This window comes from Methylobacillus methanolivorans (assembly GCF_044751345.1).
Taxonomy (GTDB): Bacteria; Pseudomonadota; Gammaproteobacteria; order Burkholderiales; family Methylophilaceae; genus Methylobacillus; species Methylobacillus methanolivorans.
The window spans coordinates 476118-497472 of the sequence record NZ_JBIWXY010000002.1; the positions used below are offsets into that span (position 1 = coordinate 476118).

At 51.6% G+C, this 21355-nt stretch carries 14 protein-coding genes; 10 read left to right on the forward strand and 4 right to left on the reverse strand.

Going from position 1 to position 21355, the window contains the following annotated elements; all coding sequences use genetic code 11:
* The first annotated feature begins 36 nt into the window (after positions 1 to 36).
* The 6 genes from ACIKP9_RS11725 to ACIKP9_RS11750 all read left to right on the forward strand — a co-directional run bounded on the left by ACIKP9_RS11725 (position 37) and on the right by ACIKP9_RS11750 (position 6056).
* Positions 37 to 1668, forward strand: coding sequence for a putative porin (locus ACIKP9_RS11725; protein WP_400883036.1), 1632 nt, complete (start codon positions 37 to 39; stop codon positions 1666 to 1668).
* Positions 1669 to 1670: 2 nt separating this feature from the next.
* Entirely contained in the window at positions 1671 to 2330 is a 660-nt protein-coding gene (locus ACIKP9_RS11730; protein WP_400883039.1) for a hypothetical protein, read from the forward strand.
* Positions 2331 to 2540: 210 nt separating this feature from the next.
* Positions 2541 to 4028 (forward strand): choice-of-anchor I family protein, encoded by a 1488-nt coding sequence (locus ACIKP9_RS11735; RefSeq protein ID WP_400883042.1) that lies wholly within the window; start codon positions 2541 to 2543, stop codon positions 4026 to 4028.
* 139 nt (positions 4029 to 4167) lie between these two features.
* Positions 4168 to 4656 (forward strand): FxDxF family PEP-CTERM protein, encoded by a 489-nt coding sequence (locus ACIKP9_RS11740; RefSeq protein WP_400883045.1) that lies wholly within the window; start codon positions 4168 to 4170, stop codon positions 4654 to 4656.
* Positions 4657 to 4849: 193 nt separating this feature from the next.
* Complete coding sequence (locus ACIKP9_RS11745; RefSeq protein WP_400883048.1) at positions 4850 to 5374, forward strand: FxDxF family PEP-CTERM protein; 525 nt, start codon at positions 4850 to 4852, stop codon at positions 5372 to 5374.
* A gap of 184 nt (positions 5375 to 5558) precedes the next feature.
* Positions 5559 to 6056, forward strand: coding sequence for an FxDxF family PEP-CTERM protein (locus ACIKP9_RS11750; protein WP_400883051.1), 498 nt, complete (start codon positions 5559 to 5561; stop codon positions 6054 to 6056).
* 66 nt (positions 6057 to 6122) lie between these two features.
* Here the strand turns inward: ACIKP9_RS11750 and ACIKP9_RS11755 are convergent, their stop codons facing one another.
* On the reverse strand, positions 6123 to 8102 hold the full coding sequence (locus ACIKP9_RS11755) for a sensor histidine kinase (RefSeq protein WP_400883054.1): 1980 nt from the start codon (positions 8100 to 8102) through the stop codon (positions 6123 to 6125).
* Positions 8103 to 8239: 137 nt separating this feature from the next.
* Between ACIKP9_RS11755 and ACIKP9_RS11760 the strand changes: the two genes are divergently transcribed.
* From ACIKP9_RS11760 to ACIKP9_RS11775, 4 genes are all read left to right on the forward strand, one after another.
* A complete protein-coding gene (locus tag ACIKP9_RS11760; protein ID WP_400883057.1) occupies positions 8240 to 8989 on the forward strand; it encodes a response regulator transcription factor in 750 nt (249 codons plus the stop codon).
* 372 nt (positions 8990 to 9361) lie between these two features.
* Entirely contained in the window at positions 9362 to 14905 is a 5544-nt protein-coding gene (locus tag ACIKP9_RS11765) for an SdrD B-like domain-containing protein (protein ID WP_400883060.1), read from the forward strand.
* The gene (locus ACIKP9_RS11770; RefSeq protein WP_400883062.1) at positions 14902 to 19113 is read left to right on the forward strand and encodes an OmpA family protein; all 4212 of its coding nucleotides are present in this window, start codon (positions 14902 to 14904) and stop codon (positions 19111 to 19113) included. The genes ACIKP9_RS11765 and ACIKP9_RS11770 overlap by 4 nt, the downstream gene beginning before the upstream one ends.
* Positions 19114 to 19122: 9 nt before the next feature.
* Positions 19123 to 19506: a hypothetical protein gene (locus ACIKP9_RS11775; protein WP_400883065.1), complete on the forward strand. Its 384-nt coding sequence runs from the start codon at positions 19123 to 19125 to the stop codon at positions 19504 to 19506.
* A 54-nt stretch (positions 19507 to 19560) separates the two neighbouring features.
* Here ACIKP9_RS11775 and ACIKP9_RS11780 read toward each other — a convergent pair whose 3' ends face one another.
* Genes ACIKP9_RS11780 through ACIKP9_RS11790 form a run of 3 tightly spaced genes read right to left on the reverse strand, consistent with a single transcriptional unit; the run spans position 19561 to position 21068 of the window.
* Positions 19561 to 19683 carry a hypothetical protein gene (locus tag ACIKP9_RS11780; RefSeq protein ID WP_400883068.1) on the reverse strand — a complete coding sequence of 41 codons (123 nt, stop codon included), beginning with the start codon at positions 19681 to 19683 and terminating at the stop codon, positions 19561 to 19563.
* Between the two features lie 14 nt (positions 19684 to 19697).
* The gene (locus tag ACIKP9_RS11785) at positions 19698 to 19985 is read right to left on the reverse strand and encodes a hypothetical protein (protein ID WP_400883071.1); all 288 of its coding nucleotides are present in this window, start codon (positions 19983 to 19985) and stop codon (positions 19698 to 19700) included.
* A 30-nt stretch (positions 19986 to 20015) separates the two neighbouring features.
* Positions 20016 to 21068 carry a DMT family transporter gene (locus tag ACIKP9_RS11790; protein ID WP_400883074.1) on the reverse strand — a complete coding sequence of 351 codons (1053 nt, stop codon included), beginning with the start codon at positions 21066 to 21068 and terminating at the stop codon, positions 20016 to 20018.
* Positions 21069 to 21355: the final 287 nt, after the last annotated feature.

Genomic DNA, 21355 nt, shown 5'->3' on the forward strand with positions numbered 1-21355 from the left:
TGACAAGCCTTACAGGCTTAGATTGAGGCAAACAAAATGAAAACTGAAGTACGTATGATGAAGCCGGTAGCGATGGCCTTGAGCTTGATGCTACTGGTATCGAATGCAGGCGCGGGGGAGCGCGAATCGCTGGAGCAGTTGCGTAGTACCACGGTAGGGCTGATTGAGGCGTTGGTACAGGAAGGTATACTTTCCAAGGAAAAAGCGAATGAGCTAATCCGCAAGGCTGAGGCAGCCAAGCAGGCTCCGGCAGAGTCGAACGCTCAGCCAGTCGTGGCAGGGGTGGCTGATGCCACGGCGCAGGATGGCAGCGTAGTGCGTGTGCAGTATGTGCCGGAGTTTGTAAAACAGCAGTTGCGCGCCGATATTGAGAAGGATGTGATGGCCAAGCTCAACTATCATGTAGAAAGCGAGCGCCTGGCACTGCCAAGCTGGCTTGATCGTATTTCTTTCGAGGGTGATGTGCGCCTGCGTTACGAGCCTGACAGGTTCTCTGAACGTAACCTGCCGGAGTTTCAGTATGGCCTTAATACGGGTCGCCAGGCCATGATTGCCAACAGTACGGACGACCAGAACCGCTACCGTGTGCGTGCGCGTTTTGGCATCAATGCCAAGCTAAGTGATACGTTTACGGCCGGTATCCGCATGACGACTGGTCACATGGATAACCCGCTATCTCCCAACCAGTCCATCGAGATTCGTCAGGCCAAGCTCGATTGGGGCCTGGATCGGGTATTCGTCACGGCCAAGCCATATTCCTGGTTGACGGCTACCGCTGGCCGTTTTGCCAATCCTTTCTTCTCAACCGATATGGTGTGGGATCGCTCGCTGGCGTTTGATGGTGCGGCCGTGACTTTTACGCCCAAGCTGAATGACAGTGTGACAGGCTTCGGTACTATTGGTGCTTTCCCGATTGACCAGGTGCACAAGAATTCCTTCAATAAGGCCAAGGATAAATGGTTCATGGGTGCCCAGGCTGGTCTGGAGTGGATCAGCCCTAACAAGTCCAGCGTCAAGGCTGGCTTGGCACTGTATGACTTTAAGGAGGTACAGGGCATACGCAATAACCAGGATGGTGTGGATACGCGCTACAACGCTAGCGTGATGCCGTGGCGCCAGAAGGGTAACAATACCTTTGATGTGCTGCAGAATGGCGATGCCAGTTGCGGCCTGGTAGATCTTGCCAATGGCGGTCAAGGCTACAGTGGTAGTGGTTGCGGCCTGGCATCCAAGTTCAAGGTGCTTAACCTGACTGGTCAGGTTGACCTTGCAACCTTTGATCCTGTGCATGTCATCCTGCAGGGTGACTATGCTCGCAACATCGCGTTTGACCGTCAGGAGATCTACAACCGTACCGGCAGGCTGTATGACAAGGAAACCGATGCTTACCAAGTCAAGCTGACGGTGGGTATGCCAGATGTGGCTAACCGTCACGATTGGCAAGTGTTTGGTGCGTATAAGCGCATCGAGGCTGATGCAGTGATGGACTCCTTCAACGACTCCGACTTTAACCTGGGCGGTACCAATGCCAAGGGTACTATTCTGGGTGGCAGCTATGGCCTGGACAAGAACACTTCGTTTACAGCGCGCTGGTACAGCACCCGTGAGGTAAGCGGTTTGCCGCTGTCCATTGATGTGTTCCTCTTTGACCTGACAGCTAGGTTCTGATCATGCTTAGTTTAATCCCATATACCCGCTGGCTTGCCTTGTTCCTATTGGCGCTTATGGCTTTACCTGTGATGGCAGCCGACAAGGATAAGGCTGCTAAGCAGCAAGAGCGTCGCATGCGGCAGATGATGCAGCAGGTACAGGCGGAAAAAGAGCAATTGCAAACTCAGTTTGAGCAGGAAAAGGCCACGCTTAAGCAAGAAGCTGAAGCTGAGCAAGCTAAAAGCAATGAGTTGAAAAGCAGTGTGGCGAGTGCCAACCGACGCAATTCACAATTGACGAGCGAACTCGAGACGCTGCGCAAGGAAAAGGCGGATGCACAATCACACAACCAGGCTTTGCAGGCAAAACTTGAGGATATGCAGCAGCAACTTGCCAATGCGCAGGACATGATCCGCAAGGGAGAAGCCGAGCGTAGCAATATGCAGGGCGTGATTGTGAAAAAGCAGCAGCAATTGAATGCTAGCCGTGAGAAAAACGACAAGCTATATGACTTTGGGCTGCAATTAATCAAGATTTATGAAAAGCCCAGCCTCTACCAAAAAGTGATGCGCGATGAGCCTTTTACCCAGCTAAAGCGCGTGGAAATTGAAAATATCCTGCAAGACTACAAAGATAAAATTGATGAAGCCAAATTGGGCAAGACTGATTTAGCGCCATAATCAGCACGACTTTAGAGCAAGCGCGTTGTCCCGGCATTGACCGGGACTTTTTTATGGGTCGTCAGCATGGAGGGTTGTCTGAACAATGATGATCTATCCTGCCAATCGGACTATGTGATCACATTCAACTGTCATATTGAGTTTCTAGAATGCTTGATGAGAAATCGGTGCTGCCTGTGCAGCTATTCACGTCAATGACAGGGAACCAACATGAAAAAAAACATGATATCCGTTGCGATTGCGCTGGCATTGTTGCCATCCATTAGCAGCGCCGCGAGTCCATTGAGTGGACTGGAAAAGCTCTGGACATACAATCATGCCGCTACTGGTGTCACTGGGCAGTCGTCCGAAATTGTCGCCTTTGATCATTTGACCAATTCGCTATGGGTGGCAGGCGTGCAGGGTGTGGATGTGCTCAACGCGAGTACAGGTAGCCTGTTGCAACACATCAATACCAGCATTTACGGCGGTATCAATAGTGTGGCAATCCACAATGGTCTTGCTGCCTTTGCCATTGAAAACACCAGTGACCGTACCCAGCCAGGCACGGTGAAGCTGTTTGATACCACCACACTTGCATTGAGCAGTGGTGTGAATTCCATTACGGTCGGTGCATTGCCCGACATGCTGACCTTCACCCCTGATGGTCGTCGCCTGCTAGTCGCAAACGAGGGCACGCCAACTAATTATGCTGGTTATGATCCTGTTGGCAGTGTCAGCATTATTGATGTGGGAAGTCGCAGTGTCACCGCGACGGTTAATTTTAATACCGCCCCAGTGTCAGGCAGCGATTTGCGGCCCAAGTCCATCGCCGGTATGGATTATGAGCCTGAGTATATTGCGGTGAGTCGTGATGGTAGCAAGGCATTTGTCTCCCTGCAGGAGGCGAATGGCCTGGGCGTGATTAACCTCAATACCAATCAGGCTGAGCATGTGATTGGCCTGGGAACCAAAGATTTTAGCGCGCCCGGAAATTACATTGATCCATCAGATCGTGATGGACGGATTGAATTACGTCCAGTCAATGCACGTGGCTTATATCAGCCTGATGGCATTGCTACCTACGATGTAAGTGGGAAAACTTTTGTGGTGCTCGCCAATGAAGGCGATACGCGCGAGGATGAAGCCGATAAAAAACGTCTAGGGGGAGCAACAGATGCTAGCCGCCTGAACATCGCGGTTCCCGATACCAAGTCAGGTGATGTTGTTACCTTTGGTGCCCGTTCGTTCTCGATTCGTGACCAATATGGCAATTTGGTATTTGATAGTGGTAACCAGTTGGATGCCAAGGCAATTGAGCTTGGCTTGTATGACGATGGGCGTAGCGATGACAAAGGGGTAGAACCCGAAGGCGTAGAATTGCTCGAGATCAATGGCCGTACCATCGCCTTTATTGGATTGGAGCGCACACTCAAATCAGCGGTCGCTGTCTATGACATTACCGACCCACTCAATGTCAGCTATATCGACATGATTGTCACCGATGGTGATCGTGCACCAGAAGGGCTCAAGGGATATTTCCACGATGGGCATTATTACTTGGCAATTGCGAATGAAGGTACTGCGACAACGTCACTGTATCGTTTGGCGATTGCTGCGGCCGTGCCTGAGCCATCCACTTATGCCATGCTCATGGCAGGCTTTATCCTGATGGGCTTTGTCAGTTATCGCCGTCGTCGGGATAAGTTCAAGCTCTAAGCTGTCAGGAAAGTGACAGGATTAGTCCTAACGGACTATCGCAAAAGCACCGTTACACGGTGCTTTTGCGTATGTTGATCACTTATAATGATCATAGTTTTAAAGCAATAATTTAATTCTTCACTCTTTAGGGGATTTTATGAAGTTCATTAAGACTTTACTGGCTTCCGTGGCGCTCATAGTTGCGGCTTCCAGTGCAAATGCTGCTGATCAAGATCTCGGCACTCTGGCCGTAGGCAAGACAGCGTACCACTCGGGTATTATTGAAACTTCAGGTTTCTTCACTGATATCGTGACATTTACCCTTGATGGCGACTACCGCGCTGCTTTGGGTGCTGGCGTGCTGAATTACAGCGTGGATGTTGATAACTTCCTGCATATCAGTGAGTTCAAGCACGAGTTGTTGCAAGAAGGTACTGTGATCGGTTCTGGAAATAAGTTCAATTTCAGCTCACTGACTGCCGGTACTTATCAAATTCGTATTTCTGGTGTTGTTGATGGTGACTTTGGTGGTCAGTATGCAGGCGGTATCACCATTGCTGCGGTACCAGAGCCAAGCAGCGTAGCCATGCTGCTGGTTGGTTTTGCTGCTCTGGGCGTTGCTGCACGTCGCCGCAAGAGCCTGTAATTCACTCTTCATGAATACAAAACGGCACCTATTGGGTGCCGTTTTTGTTTGGCATGTGTTTTGGACTGCATCAGTTACTCTATAAAGTTGCTTGCATTAGTCCATTCGGACCCAAGACAAAAAAATCCAGCTTGTTATAATTCGAGCACGTTGTAGAACAATAATTTTATTTATCCACTTTAGGGGATTTACCATGAAGTTTATCAAAACCTTTCTGGCTTCCGTAGCGCTCATAGTTGCGGCTTCCAGTGCAAATGCTGCTACGGGTAATTTTCAGGGCGTAGGTGCTAACAACGCTACAGATATTATCATTACAGAAGGTGTCAATCTGTACAATGTTGGTGTGAATGATGTTGGTGTGTTTAATCACGTTTTCAATTTCACATTACCAAGTCTGAGTGATACCGATGTAACACTCAATAATATTTTCTTGGCATTCCCTTACGCTGTTGTATTGGATATCAAAGATGCAAAGTTTAGCCTTTGGAATACTTCAGGTGAGTTGGCTAGTGCTAATGCTGGTGAAACTTTCTCTTTGGCTGCGTTAGCTGCTGGTTCTTATAGCTTGAAAGTTACTGGAACTACTGCTGGTAATTTTGGCGGAAGCTACAGTTTTGCTGTTAATGTTACTCCAGTACCAGAACCAAGCAGTGCTGCAATGTTGCTGATCGGTTTTGCTGCTCTGGGTGCTGTTGCACGTCGTCGCAAGACTCTGTAATTCTATAGATCAGTTCCTTACAGTTCTGAATAGTAAAAATGGCGCCATTGGCGCCATTTTTATTTTATGAATCATATGTATAGTACATATGGAAATAACTATAAATTCTTTCGAATTAGCTTAATCAATGTATAATTGGCCTTGGGGGGAATATCATCAACATGAATCATAAAAAGGAGTTTGTATGAATATTCTCAAAAACGTCCTGGTTCCTGCAGCGTTCTTAGTTGCGGCTTCTAGTTCTTATGCAGCAACGGTCGACCTTGGTGAGTTGAACAATGGCCTTAACACCTATGTAGACAGTGTTGTTGTTGGTTCTTTCTCCAACACCTACACTTTCTCTTTGGCTGATTTGAGCAGCGCGAATTTCTCGTTGACCAATTCTCCACTCAGCAACAGTGGTGTTTCCGTGTTCAATATCAGCAATCTGAATTATCAGTTGTATGATGCATCGAACAATTGGTTGGCTGGAGCTGTTGCTGGTGGCGAGTTCTCTTTTGCGAGCTTGGCCGCTGGTAATTACTACCTGACTGTCAGTGGTGTCGCTAATGGTGCTGTCGGCGGTCTTTATAGTGGTTCTATCGCTGTGGCTGCAGTACCTGAGCCAAGCAGCGTTGCTATGCTGATGATTGGTTTTGCTGCGTTGGGTGCTGTGGCACGTCGTCGCAAGACTAAGCTGTAATTGCTAGTAGTTTGAAGTGGTTTTAAACGGCGCTCATTGAGCGCCGTTTTTCTTTCAATGATTGCTTCAGTCGTTGTGGCGTGGCAATGTCAATCGGAAGCAGGAGCCTTGTCCGATTGTGCTGCGTACTATCAGTTGTCCGCGATGATGTTCTGCAATATTGCGTGCAACGTGCAAGCCTAGGCCTGTACCATGAACGGTTGTATTGTCATTAATCCTGACATATTTTTCAAAAATCTTGTTTTGTAATTCTGGCGCAATGCCATCGCCAAAATCTTGCACTTCAAGGTGGCAGTAATGTTGGCCTTGAAACACTCGCACAATCACATTGCTATTGTTGGGGGAGTATTTAAGCGCATTATCAATTAGGTTAGAAATGACTAGATTGATCAGGTATTGATCACCCAGCACATTAGCAGGGTCTGAGATGAGTTCCAACGTGATATCACGGTCACTAAAGTCTTGATAATGATCTACTGAGCTTTTAGCCAGCTGCGCCAGGTTAAGTATTTTCTGGCTAAAACTAAGATTGGTCTGGATTGCTTCAATTTTATCTACGCTGAGAAAGTTATCAATGATACGGCTCATGCGTTGACTGGAGCGCCGGATTTTTCGCAATGCTGGTGTCAACATGCTTGATGTATCTAAGTTAGGTTGAGATTGCAGTAGTGCAAGTCGCTGCGATGTGGTGTCAATAATTGCCAGGGGCGTGCGGAATTCATGAGATGCCATGGCAAAAAAATCGCGTTGTGCTTGCATCAACTCCTTTTTTTTCTGTAAGGAGTCTTCGAGCATCGTTTGCAAGGCTTGTCTTTCCGTGATCTCTTCGTTCAGCTTGCTGTTGATCAGCGCTAATTCCTGGGTTCTTTCATGTACGCGCTGATCAAGTAAGCGTTCGCTTTCTTGCGATAGTTCCAATGCCAGTTCTTTTGCTTTTAGCTTTTTCTCGGCCTCTTTTTTTGCGATGTTAACAATACCGAGTGTAAGCAATATCAGTGATAGGAGAGACCAAAGAATTGGCAGATTGACCATCGTGGTGGGAGGGCCGATGTCGATGCCGAGATTTTGCAATATGATGAAAATATAGCCACCAAATCCTGCCCATAAGGCCAGGACATACATGAGCAGGTCGAAGTGTTTATGGTAGATCAGCCATATACTGCAATACATAAGAACGAAGATATTGAGCAGCGCGAGGACATTAGTCATGAGCCCACTGAAGGGTAGGATTTGTGTCGCGACGCCTGTAAAGATCAGTAGCTCTAGAATCGTGAGCCCTTGTATCAAGCGAAATATGCCCGGGAGCAACTGTTTAAGCTGAAACAACGAAGCATAAAAAAACAATACAGTGGCCATGAGCAGGAAGTTCATGGATTTCTGTAACGCATCAATGGTTAAAGGCGCTATTGGTAGCGTGATTTGTGCCATCCCTCCAATAAATGCTTGTGCAGAGCAGACAATGCATTGATACAGCGCATAGAGTATGAAAATATTATTGTGCCGCAGCCAGAGCCACAAAATGAAAGCAAAAAGTGCCAAGAAAAGGCGAACGCCGTAATAGGCACCGACTAGGCTGTCAGGTCGACTATGATCGCTAATGAAAATGTGCGGTTGCCACAATGTGGCTTGAAACGTCATGGTGTTGGTGGATTGAAGCCGTACGTAATAGGTGTGAGATGGATGTGCAGTATCTGGCGACAGTGGAAAAATGAAATTGTGGTGCAGAATGGGTCGTTCAGTTGCTGGGTGGTGATCACCCATTTGGATGCGGGAGTAGCTTTGATTCTGCTGTGGGATATATAGCACAACGTCATCAAGGGTAGCAGGGGAAATCTCCAGCCAGTATTTATTATCGGCGGCAGGAAAATCCAGGGTAAACTTCATCCAGATGGTGTCTGAGGTATACCCTGCATTCCAATGCTGAGGTAAAGGCCTGAAGGCGCCCGCTTTGTCTTTGACAATGATGTCCTGCAACGTATCATTGCCAGAGGCGTCACTGAAATAAGATATCGTTCCCGCTGTATCCAGGTTGATACCTTTTTGCATGGGGTATGGCACCTGAAGGGCAAGGCTTACTGATGAGTGCATCAGTATTAGGGTGATGAACAGTCGTAATAACAGCTTGATCAAGAGTCTAGATACTCTGGTTTGCCCACAGGCATATTGATGGATTTTATACGCAATTGACTTACTCTAGCCATTTACGCGTCATTATTGTAGAAGATGATCTTGATCTCCGGGAGGAGACAGAGCTAGGATTACGTTCTCTCGGTATAGATGTCACCGGCGTCGCAGATGCGACAGCGCTTTATCGTGAATTAATTAATAAAAAATACGATATTGTGATTCTGGATGTCGGTTTGCCTGGTGAGGATGGTTTTTCTATCCTCAAGCATTTACGTAGTTCAGTGCAGATTGGCATTGTGATGGTGACGGCACGTGGTGCTGTGGATGACAGGGTGCAAGGTCTGAACGATGGCGCGGATGCCTATATGGTGAAGCCTGTAAACCTGAAAGAGTTGGCTTCTGTCGTGAATTCTTTGGCTCGACGTATGCAGGCCAGGATGGTGGAGCGTAGAAGGCAACCACAACCATCAACTGTAGACGCAACAGCACAGCAAGCACCTTTATCTACGTGGAAGTTGTGTAAAACTCATTGGACACTGGTGTCTCCTGACAATGCTTCTATTCCGCTCACCCCAAAGGAATATGCTTTTTTAAGTAGGTTGGTAGAAAAATGCGGTCAACCGGTGCCCAAGGCGCATATCATTCATGCATTTGGCGGTGACCTAGATGACTTTGACTTTCATCGAGTTGAGGTCATGATTTCGCGCCTGCGCCGCAAAGGCAAGGCTATTACCGGTGAGTTGTTGCCTATCAAGGCTTTGCCCGGGTTCGGTTTTTCTTTTACCGCAGACTGCACGCTGACCTAATCCTTTTCTATTGCCTGCCATCCGCCAGTCCAGGCGGATAATTACGCCCATTTGGTGAGTTGACTATTGTTGACAATCTCTCCTCGCCCTGTACTAGTAATACCTCTCTTTGCTCATTTGCCTTGTCACTACTCAGTTCGGCTGAAGGCTATGTTTTTTAGCCATGCCTTAAAAAGCGAGCGTATGTGAATTTTTGTGAGTAAATGTCAATGAACCCTAATTCAATTAGGGATAAATTCTCCCAGCCTTAAAAGGTGTCGCAAAGACACCTGCAAAAAAACAGAAACTGCAAGAGTTTGGGAGAAATCTGTGCAAAGCAATCATCAATGGCTATTGGCTCCACTGCGAGTGATCGTTTCGTGGTGGATAAGTATGTCAACCAAGTTCGGCTTGAATAGTCGGATGGGGAGACAGCAGCCTGTAGTGCATACCTCTTTATTTCGTAAAGTGCTGTTTATTGCACTAGCCATGATGGCGCTACCAGCATTGGCTAATGTTGATGTGCTCGTATCCAGTATTGATGATTCGGCATACGACCCGTCACCTCGCGGCGCACAAGTGCGATACAAAATCCAGGTGAGCAATAACGGCAGCGATCCTGCGACGGATGTGATGGTGAGGATGAGCTTCCCGTCCGCCAATGGTGTAGTGATGTCGAGCGCCACGATGGTCGGCGGTAGTTGTGCATTGAGTGGAAGCGACATGGAATGTCGCTACACAAGTAATAGTGGCAATTTCCCCGCAGGTGGCTCCTCAGATGTGGAGTTGTTCGTTGAAACAGGTGCAGCAACACCCAATACGATCGAACTGACGGCCAATATTACTGCAAGCAACGAAAGTGCAGCGAGCAGTACAAGCAATAACATTTCTACCCAAAATACTACGATCAATAACGGGGCTGATGTCAGGATCACTTCGGTGACAGGTGCCCCCAATCCTGTGGTCGGTGGCGGTAACCTGACATGGAGCATCGCGGGCGATAACAACGGGCCGAATGATGCGTCCAACCCAGTTGTGACCGTGACTTTGCCACCTTCGTTACAGTTTGTTTCCGGAGGGGGGGGCGGTTTCAATCCGTGTACCATCAGTGGCCAGGTAGTGACTTGTCGTTATCCCCCCAATATGGCGGCTGGCACCACATTCAGCGACTTGAACCTTGTGACCAAGGTAGTGGACGTTTCATTGGGTAACGTGCAGATCACGCCACGTATTTCATCGTCTACTGCTGATCCCAATCCGAACAACAACCAACAATCTGTTATTCCTCCGATTACGATCAGTGCGGGTGCTGATCTGCAAATTACCCAGCTGGCCAATACCATACTCGCCAGTTCTCAACAGGATGTGACCTTTAACCTACAGGTGCGTAATGCAGGTCCTAGCCCCGCTAGTGGCGGGGTGACAGTGACACATCAATTACCTACTGGGTTCATTTATGTGTCAGAGACAGTGCCCGCAGGTTGGAGTTGCAGCCAAGCCTCTGGCACGGTGACATGTAATTATGCCGGCAGCTATGCATCAGGTGCATCCAGTACTTTGGCGATTGTCGCAAAGGCGCCAGTAGAGAACGCCGCGATTAGTGGTGATCTGCCATCGACTGCTACAGTAGCTGCCATTGGTGGCATGCCTAACGATCCTGATACCAGTAACAATCAATCTGTCGTGAATGTCCGTGTCGGGCCAGATGGTTCTGTACTCCGTATTAGCAAGGAAAGATCTCCTAGGCCTGTGGCGCAAGGAATGGAGATCAGGAACCTGATTCGTGTCATGAATGATGGGCCGTTGGCCGCCGCCGCTGGCACGATACTGGCAACCGACACACTACAGACTCCCGCGAATGAAGAGTTTGTGCGCTATGAAACAAACAATGGCGCCTGGAGCTGTGACAACACAACTGCAGGTGGTACGGCCTCTAGCCCAGCACTGAATAGTGCAGTGACTTCGGTATCTTGTACTTATGCGCCCGGGTTGGCCGTGAATGCGACGAGCCAGCCTTTGGTGATCATCACGCGGGCTAAGGCTAGTGGCACCACTACTAACCAGGCTGAGGTTGCTTGTACGCCTGGAAGCAAGTGTTTTCCTACTGTATTGCTACCTGTGGATGTCACTGTAACAGCACCAGGCAACTCCGTGGACTTGGCCATTACCAAGGCTGCAAATACTACAAATGCCAATACCAGACTGGAGTTTGATGAGTCCACGTTGACTTACACCTTGGAGGTGCGCAACAACAATGCAGTGGATGCAGTCGACATTGTGGTCGAGGATATCATTCCTGGATGGCGTTCAGGTACCACGTTGGGTGCGGACACAGCTGCCTCTCTTGCGTCGATGGCGACCATCAGCGGCCCCAATGGCTCGAACGCAACATTCAGTTGTGTGCAGGTACAACTGGTACAGGCGCAAGTGAATAAGCCTGGTGTGAAATGTACACAGAATGGTGGTGTGCTCAAGCAAGGTGATGTGGCCAGGTTTGTCATTCCGGTTAGCCGTCCGTTGGATGCGGGTAGTTTTACGAATATTGCTACTGTGTCTTCTTCTACTCAGGGTGACACGAACACCAGCAACAATACGGCAAGTGTCGATGTGGTGATTGATCCGATTGCCGATGTGGAGATGACCTCCAAGATCGTGACGCCCGATGATGCGCGTGCGGGTACAGAGGTCAGCTATGTGTTGACCTTCAAGAACAATGGCCCTTCCACGGCGGCCAATGTATTGGTGACAGATAGTTTCACGATCGCTGCTGGCGACCCTGGCTTTACCGTGTTGCGCATCAAGCCAACTGGTTGGTCTTCGGGTACACCGATATGTAGTGGCCTGGTTGTTGGGGAAAGTTATGGCGCTGGATCCAACCCCGTGTTGTCGTGCCAGGGCGGAAACTTAAATGATGATGAGCAGCGCACGATTGAGGTGCTGGTACGCCCGAACTGGAAGACCGGTCAAGCAGAGGGGCAAGCCTGGCAAATCAATAACACTGCGCGCATTAGCACTTCCACCCCTGAGAGTACGAGTGGTACTGATAATGGCAATAACAGCCGGAATGTCACACTGACTATCCAGGCAGCATCGGTGGATTTGCTGGTGAACAACATCGACAACGTCGATCCGCTGGGTTACGACAGTTCCAATGGTGGAGATAATCCGCAGAATGACGTGATCTACACCATCAATACGGTGAACAATGGTCCGTCAGTGGCAACAGGTGTGCATTTCACTTATTCCATCACGCCGCCATCGGGCAAGACGATTCGTTTCCTCGGTGATAGTGCCGTCATGGGTGGCAGCCTGACTAACAGCATTTGTAACAACATCGGCAACACGGTCACTGGCCCTAGCACGCTGACCGTGACATGCAGGTTTACTGATACTGAGGCGACGTTTGACAATGCTGAAAGTCGTAACCGCTACTTGACCGTGCGTATGTTGACTGCGCCTCCATCCTCTGGAGATGTGTACGACAGCGTCGCGCGGGTGATTGCGAATGAGAACGACAACAACAGCAGTAATAATAGTGAGAGTGAAACCACGACGGTCAACCTCTCTGCACCGAATAACCTCTCATTGTCTGGCAACGTATTTGTTGACCGTAATGATGATGGTCGATTTGATCGTAGTGCAGGCAATGTTGAGACAGGCATCGGTGGTGTGACCATTACCTTATCAGGCACGACAGCGGCTGGTGAAGATGTGTGTACGGTATTTGCGAATATCCGCACCCAAAATGGTGGTGGTGACTTGCCAAGCTGTGTAGTCACAACGGATGCTGATGGCCGCTATTTCTTCAGTAGCCTGCCGCCTTCAAACGGGGCCGGTTATACCATTACTGAAACCCAGCCGGCTGGCTATAACGATGGCAAGGATCAGGTTGGTAGCCAGGGAGCGATTGCAAGTGTTATAGACGCTAACCTGAATCCAGGCACTATCTCGAATCCAGGTATTAACCTGAATTCAGGCTTTATACTAAATCCAGGTACTGATAGCTTTAATGTCATATTGACTTCAAGTGGCACTGGCTACAACTTCGGTGAAATTGCGACTAGCTCAGGCACTGCCAGCATCAGTGGGCACGTCTGGCTTGATGGCGACCATGATCGGCAATTCAATAGCGCCAGCCCTGCTTCCGCAGATGTGCCTAAAGCTGGCTGGACAGTCGAGCTATTACGCAATGGCGATAAAGTGGCAGAAATCACCACCGGTAATAATGGTGCCTACAGCTTTACGGGCTTGCAGCCAGGGTCTGGTTACCAAGTACGTTTTCGCGATCCAGCAAGTGGGCTGTTGTGGGGCCAGGCTCGTCCTAATGAGCGTGGTCTGACATTTAGCGATGAAATTGTTGATGCGAGTGCCAACCCCAAGGGTGCAACACGCACCGAAGGTGGCTTGGGTAGTATCACACTTGTCGCAGGCGATAACGTCACCGAGCATAGCTTGCCGCTCGACCCAGCAGGTGTGGTCTATGACGCGGTAACACGCCAGCCTGTTGCGGGTGCCGTAGTCACGATCAGCGGCCCGGCCGGCTTTAACCCGACAACGCATCTGGTGAGTGGCAATGCATCGCAAACCACAGGCAGCGATGGTGGCTATCAGTTCCTGCTCAACCCAGGTTTCCCGGCTGGCATTTATACCCTGGCGATCAGCAGCTATCCGAGCGGATACCTGCCACAGCCGTCCAATATCATTCCGGTATGTAATGCCACCTTGCTGGTCGCTGGCACGCCAGACCCGGCCCTGGTACAGCAGAATGACCTGGCGCCTGGTGTTGCTATCCAGCCGCACGACCCGGCAAGTTGTGCCACGACGTCAGCCGATGGCTCATTTGCCAATGGCAGCGGAACCCTGGCTGCGGCAGCGACGCGCTATTACTTCAGTTTTAACCTGAATGGTGGTTCAGCCAATGTTATTAACAACCATATCCCATTGGATCCCGGCACCAGTGGCCTGATCCGTATCGTTAAGGTGACACCACTGGTGAATGTAGTGCGTGGCGACCTGGTGCCTTACACCATTACTGCGACCAGTACCGTGGATATTAATAGCGTCGATGTCACGGATCGTCTGCCACCTGGCTTCAAGTACCGCAGCGGTTCTGCATCATCCAATGGTGTGCGTATCGAGCCAGAAGTTAATGGACGCGACATTACCTGGAGGTCGCAAGCGTTTACGGCAAATGAAACCAAAACTTACAAGCTGATCCTGGTCGTGGGTACCGGTGTGGGCGAAGGGCAGTACGTTAACCAGGCCTGGGCGCAGAACAGTGGTGGGATTCTTTCCAACATCGGCTCTGCCACCGTCAAGGTGACGCCAGACCCAACCTTTGATTGCTCCGACATCATCGGCAAGGTGTTTGACGACAAGAACGCCAATGGCTACCAGGATCAAGGCGAGCCGGGCATTGCCAATGTACGTGTAGTAACAGCGCGTGGCTTGCTGGTCACCACCGATGCCGAAGGTCGCTTCCACGTGACGTGTGCGGATATTCCCAATATGGATAGAGGTGCCAACTTCGTCATGAAGCTGGACGAGCGCACCCTGCCATCCGGTTATCGCGTTACCACTGAAAACCCGCGCGATGTGCGTGTCACGCGAGGCAAGATGGTCAAGCTCAACTTCGGCGCCACCGTGCATCGCGTCGTGCGGCTGGACCTGAATGACGAGGCATTCGTGCCCGGCGCTACTGACCTGCAAGCGCAATGGCAGCAGGCATTCGCCGACATGGTCAAGCAGCTGGATGGTCGACCTTCTGTGCTGAGGGTGGCATATGACCCGGGCGGCGGTGGGGCAGACCTTGCCAAGAAGCGCTTGGATAGTGTTGCCAAGGCTGCACGCAAGCTGTGGAAAGACACACATAACAACAATAAGGATGAAGCAGCCTTCCCGCTGATCATCGAGACAGCAGTGGAGGGTCAGCCATGATGAAGAAGCGAGCAATTGCTATCGCTGTAAGCGTGATGATGAGCGGTGGGTCGTATGCAGAGTCTTTATTGATCAGTGATCGCGGCTATGCTGCCAGTATGCTGGCAACCAAGGATAGGCCTACGCCTGACTTTGAGCAGGAAACCGGCAAGCGTGTCGATAACAGCCGTGTGGATGTTCATGGTATGCCTGCACCAGGCGAGCGTCAGGGGCCAACGTCTTACCCGTTACCTTCTGGCATTAGCAGCAGTGCGCTGGAGCGCATGCGGGCTGCGGCGGCCAATGTGCCGCAGGCCGAGCCACAAGTGTTTAGCCGCCTGGTGGAAGATAATGGTGCCGCGCGGTTTGAATCCGGCAAGGCAGATCTCACCAGCAGCTCGGTGAGCGAGTTGGAGCAATTGGCCGGACAATTGCAAGGCAAGCAGAATGTGCGCATCGACATTGCCGGGCATACCGACAGCCAGCGTTTATCGCCCAATGCCAAGAAGATTTTTGTTGATAACCAGGGTTTGTCTGAGGCGCGCTCGTTGGCAGTTGCGGCATTCCTCAAGCAAAAACTCGGGCTGGATGATAGCCAGTTCAGTATTCGCGGCTATGGCGAAAGCCAACCGATTGCCAGCAATGACAATCTGGCAGGCATGGCACAAAACCGCCGCGTGATTATCCGCGTCTGGTTTGACGAGCAGGAGATCATCCCGGCTGCGCCAGTCGCTGTTGCGCCGCCGGTGCGCAGTGCGTGTGAGGCGACCACTGTTGCCAAGCCAGGTGCACCGTTCCGCATCAGCATTGATGGCGAGCCAGTGAGCCTGGAAGATGGCGCGCTGGAGGCTGATCGCCAGCGTTGTACCGATGTGGCGCTGGAAAAGGCCGATATCCAGGTGCGCTACGACAACCTGGCTACCCTGCCGCAGATGAATGTGTGGAACACCACCCGTGGCGTGGTACGCGGAGACGAAGCGCAATTCCGTACCTGGGCCAATTACTTGCCATGGATCAAGCATGCAGAAATCCGCGTGTTCATGCCGGGCCAGCAGCCTCAGGAAAAACCGCTGGCAGTGTTGCCGGTGGATTGGAATGGCGTGACCAAATGGCAGGCCAAGGTTGAGAATACCGATCAGGTCATGTATCTGCTGCGCGTTTATGATGCGCAGGATAGATACGATGAAACCGTACTCAAGCCGCTGGAAATTCTTTCCCATGCTACGCCGCGCATCGAGAACGATCTGCAACCCGGCAAGGAAGAGTTGATCGGCTACGGCGAAAACAGCCTGAGCTTGCGTAATATCCCGGTCAAGGGTGGCACGGTGACAGTCAATGGTCGCTTCATTCAGCCAGGGCAACGTATCGAAACCTTGGGCCTGAATGTGCCGGTGGATGCCAATGGCCGCTTTGCCATCAAGCAGATCATGCCGCCTGGCCCGAACAGCGTCGAGGTCAAGCTGGTAGAAGCGGATGGCGAGTTCACCAGCTTCCGCCGCAACCTCAATATTGCCGATGACGACTGGTTCTATATTGCTGTGGGTGACATCACCGCAGGTAAGAACAACGTGCGTGGCCCAGCGCAACTGGTGACTGGCGATACCCAGCATTACGATGGCTCCAGCCATGTGGATGGCCGCGGTGCGTTTTACGTCAAGGGTAAGGTCAAGGGCGAATACCTGCTGACCGCAGCAGCGGATACGCGCGAGCAGCCACTGGAGCACTTGTTCTCCAACTTCTCGTCCAAGGATCCGCGCTACCTGTTGCGCAACATCAACCCTGATCTGTATTACCCGGTGTATGGTGATGACAGCACGACGGTGGATGATGCGCCAACGCAAGGCAAGTTCTACGTCAAGCTGGCACGTGGTGACTCGCACGTGATGTGGGGTAACTTCAAGACCAGCTGGAGCGGCACCGAGCTGCTGCAATACTCGCGTGGCCTCTATGGTGCTAATGCCAAGTATCGTTCTGACAGCACCACCAAATATGGCGAGAAGGCCACCACGGTAGATGCGTTCGCGGCTGACCCAGGCACACTGGGCGCGCGTGACGAGTTCCGCGGCACGGGCGGTTCGCTGTACTACTTGCGTAACCAGGCCCTGACCATGGGCTCGGAGCGTCTCTGGGTGGAAGTGCGTGACCGTGATTCCGGCCTGGTGATCGAGCGTAAATTGCTGACGCCAGCGCAGGATTATGAAATCAACTACCTGCAAGGCCGCGTCACGCTGCGCGAGGCGCTGAACTCCACTGGCGCTGCGCCTAGCATGATCAGCACCTCGTCGATCAACGGTAGCGAGATTTACCTGGTCGCCAATTATGAATATGTGCCTGGCCTCACCCGTGTGGACAATTTCTCCACGGGTGGCCGTGTCTCGCACTGGGTGAATGATTACCTGCAAATCGGCATTACTGGCTTTAAGCAAGGCCAGGGCCTGCTGGAACAGAAGCTCAATGGCCTGGATGCAACCGTGCGCTACACCCCAGGCACTTTCATCAAGCTGGAAGCTGCGCATTCTGAAGGTGCGGGCGCTGGTTCTAATACCTCGCTCGATGGTGGTTTTGCCTTCAATGGTCTCACGACCAGCGGTGCGCCCGCCAAGGCGTATCGTGTCGAAGGCTCGGTGGATCTTGCCGATGTAACCGATAAGGCCAAGGGCAAAGTGACTGCGTATGTGCAAAACCGTGAGCGTGGTTTCTCTGGCCCCGGCCAGATCACGACCACAGGTGAGGCAGTAAAGCAGCATGGTTTCAAGGCCAATGTGCAAGTCACAGACACGACTTTTGTTGATGCCAAGGGCGATGTGCGCAAGGCTGACACGATTGATAGCACCGCGGTTGAAGTGGGTGTGCGCCAGCAAATCGACCTCGAATGGCAAGCCGGTGTTGCTGTGCGCCAGGATGACCGCAATGTGCATGTGACCAATGCCAGCAGCCTGCTCTCGCGCAATGGCAACCGTACCGATGTGCAAGTGCGTATGGATTACACCCCGGTGGATCGCGATGCCGAGGTGGAAGACGGTCAGCCATTGCCGAAGAAGGATTGGGCGGCCTATGGCTATGTGCAGGGCACTGTAGCGCGGGATGGTGAGCGAGAAGACAACAACCGTGCCGGGATGGGCATGAGCTGGCGCGTGAATGACCGCCTCAAGCTGATCGCCGAAGGCTCGCAGGGTAACCTCGGGCCGGGCGTGAAGATAGGCGCTGATTACCGCTTGTCTGATCGCAGCAACGCCTATAGCAATTACCTGGTGGAAAACGAGCGTCCAGACAATGCCTGGCGTGGTCGCCAGGGCAGCTGGGTCACGGGGACTTCGTACCGTGTGACCGATGAAATGCGCGTGTTTGGCGAAACCCGCACCATGGATGGTTCCGGCGTGCAAAGCCTGGTCAATGCCTTTGGCCTGGATTATGCCGCGAATGATTTCTGGAACTTTGGTGTCAAGGGCGAGGCTGGCAAGGTGTCACATCCATTATCAGGCGACATCAAGCGCAAGGCGGTGAGTTTCTCGGTGGCCTACAAGCGCGACAACACCAAGTACAGCGGTAACTTGGAGTTCCGCGATGAAACCAGCAACATTACAGGTGATCGCGATACCTGGCTGATCCGCAATACCTTTGGCCACCAGGCCACGCCAGAGTGGCGTTTGCTGGGTAAGCTTAACTGGTCGGTGTCCAATAACAGCCGTGGGGCATTCTATGACGGCGATTACCATGAAGTCGTGACAGGCGCGGCCTATCGTCCGATCGACAATGACCGCTGGAACACCTTGTTCAAGTACACCAACTTCTACAACCTGCCGTCTCCTGGTCAAGTGTCGCCTTCTGGTTTTACTGCAGATTACGCGCAGCGTAGCCAGGTGTTGTCGGTGGATACTATCTACGACGTCAAGCCATGGTTATCCCTGGGTGCCAAGTATGCGTTCCGCATTGGTGAGTTGAAGGATAGCAAGGTAGATGGCCAATGGTTCTCCAGTCGTGCTGACCTCATGATCTTGCGTGCCGATTGGCACTTCGTCAAAGAGTGGGATGCGGTGGTCGAGCTGCGCAACCTGCGTGCGACCGAGGCCAAGGATTCGCGAGCTGGTGCATTACTGGCGGTGTATCGGCACATGGCAGAAGGTGTCAAGGCGGGTGTAGGTTACAACTTCACCAACTACTCTGATGACCTGACCAACCTGTCTTACCGCAGCCGTGGGTTCTTCATCAACGTGATTGGCACGATGTAAGGGTGATGCATGCGGTTTGAACTGGAGTATCTCCAGGAGCATGGTGTTACCCGGCTACAGGTGTATGGTGTTTTGCGTTTAGAGGCATATCGGCCCATGATCGTGGCGACATTGGCCGATATGCAAGCTCACCATACTTCTTGTCTGGTGATGGATCTGCGTCATGCCAGCCTTGGCATGAGTATGCAAGAGACGGCCAGTCTGCCGGAGATTAATCAGGCACTGGGAGTTTCTCTGGAGTACAAGGTAGCTATCGTGATCACGGAGGCCAATCCCAAAGTCAATGGTGTGCGGCTATATGAAATCTTGGCGGCACACCGTGGCTATGACCATAAGCTGTTTACACGCTATCCGGCAGCTTTGCTCTGGTTTATTGATCGCGAGCTTTACTAGGTAGGTTAATGTCTTGATGCCTCATGAGCCGCGAGGTGTGTGCTGGTCAGGTATTCAGCGTTGCTTGAACATATGGCTGACAAATATCCTGGCAGACACCAGGCATGCCAGGCTAGCCAACCCGATAATCACCACCGCTAATAGGTCTGCGCCTGCGTATCCCCAAAAAATCTGCATTGCTTGTCCTTGTTTCAAGCCGTGGTGATCAAGCCGGTATCGTGCATGCGTTCCAGCCCAAAATGGCTGAGCTGATAGTGAAACGATAATATCTCCTGCCCGTGTTCGCTCATTAACTCGGGGTCTTGGCGTTGTACCAAGCCTGCCGATGATAGTTCATCCAGAGCAATACGCAGGCTATTGCGGGCGAACTGGTCGCTGAGCGAATAGCTTTGCATGGTGAGTGCCAGCAAGTGGGTATCACGCATGCCGCCGAGTTGATGCAGTTGCGTGAGGAGAAATCCCTTGAGATGTAGTTTCATGGCTTGGTTCTGCTGGGTATGGAGATTTGTTTAATGATCACGCAGTTTTGCCACGCTTTCTGCCGATTCGCTGAACATCACAAAGCTGCCTCCAACCGTGAGCACTAGCCCCAGCAGGAAATACCAGGGCGGCATCTGCAAGGTAAACATGGCAATGAATATCAGCGCAAACACGGCATAGAGGTTGCCAACGGCCTCGCCTCGCCCAACGCCAATCAGGCTAAAACTCTTATAAAACGCCGTGTAGCAATAAGCATGGCAGGCCGAGGCCAGGGTAATCCACAATAGGGCTGCTGGGTTGGTGAGCGTATCGTGCAACAGGCCCATGATGGGCAACGAGGTAAAAAGCGCCAGCGCTGGCAATATCAACGCTCCCCAGAACAGGATTTCAAAGGTGAAACGGCAGTGTATGCCTACGTCCGGGTCGGTGACGTCCATCGCCCTGGCGGCGACTGCGCCTTCCGTGCCCCAGCCTATGGCCGACATCACGCCCCCCAGATAGCCCAACCACAGTTGGCTGTTATCCGCTCCCACTTCAGTGAACAAACCAGGGCCGTAGACCACCAGGCCACCCATCATAATGATGGCCATGCCCAGTGCCGTGCGACCAGAAATCTTTTCGCGGTACCACAAGCGTGCGACTACGGCGCCAATGACGGGGTAAAACAAAGAGCTGACAGCGGCAAATACTGGCCCGACAAAGCCCATCGCCATATAAGACCCAAAAATGGCCATGGGGCCGCCGCACAGCGAAGCCAACGCATACCATTTGGAAATCTTGCGAAAGCGCACGATGGTGCGTCCATAATCACGCACCTTGCCCAACACCAGATTCCACACAAGCAGGAAGATGAAGACGGCGATAGCGTGTATCCAGGTCATGACCGATGTGGCTGCCAGCCTGAGGGCAAGCTGATGTTCACCAATGTCGGCATATGGAGTTTCATACCATAGCGCAGTGCCCGGCACATACCATGCGCCCCAGAGGATGGCTGTCCACAAGGCCCACATAAATCCCCAGCGCTGGTTGCGCGCGTAATGCCGGTGCAGGGCAGCGGGCAGGCGTGATGCGGTGTATTGCATGAGTGGATGTCCAGTATCCAGGGTGGCGATGACAGATATTGCCCATGGTAATCAGCCATGTGGGTGAATTTCCATACTCCTTGTGGAGTACTCCAAGTTGCTGATGTATCAGGAAGATACCGGTAAATCAGGTGGAAGCAGGCAAGGGTGAGTGACTACCCACTATGGAGTAATCCGTAGGGAGAATTGTGGGCAATGACTCAACAGGATGAAATGCATTCCATTGTGGCTTGGTATGCCATGCTGGAATCGCATGGGCAAGCGACAGGACATTTGACTAAGGGGAA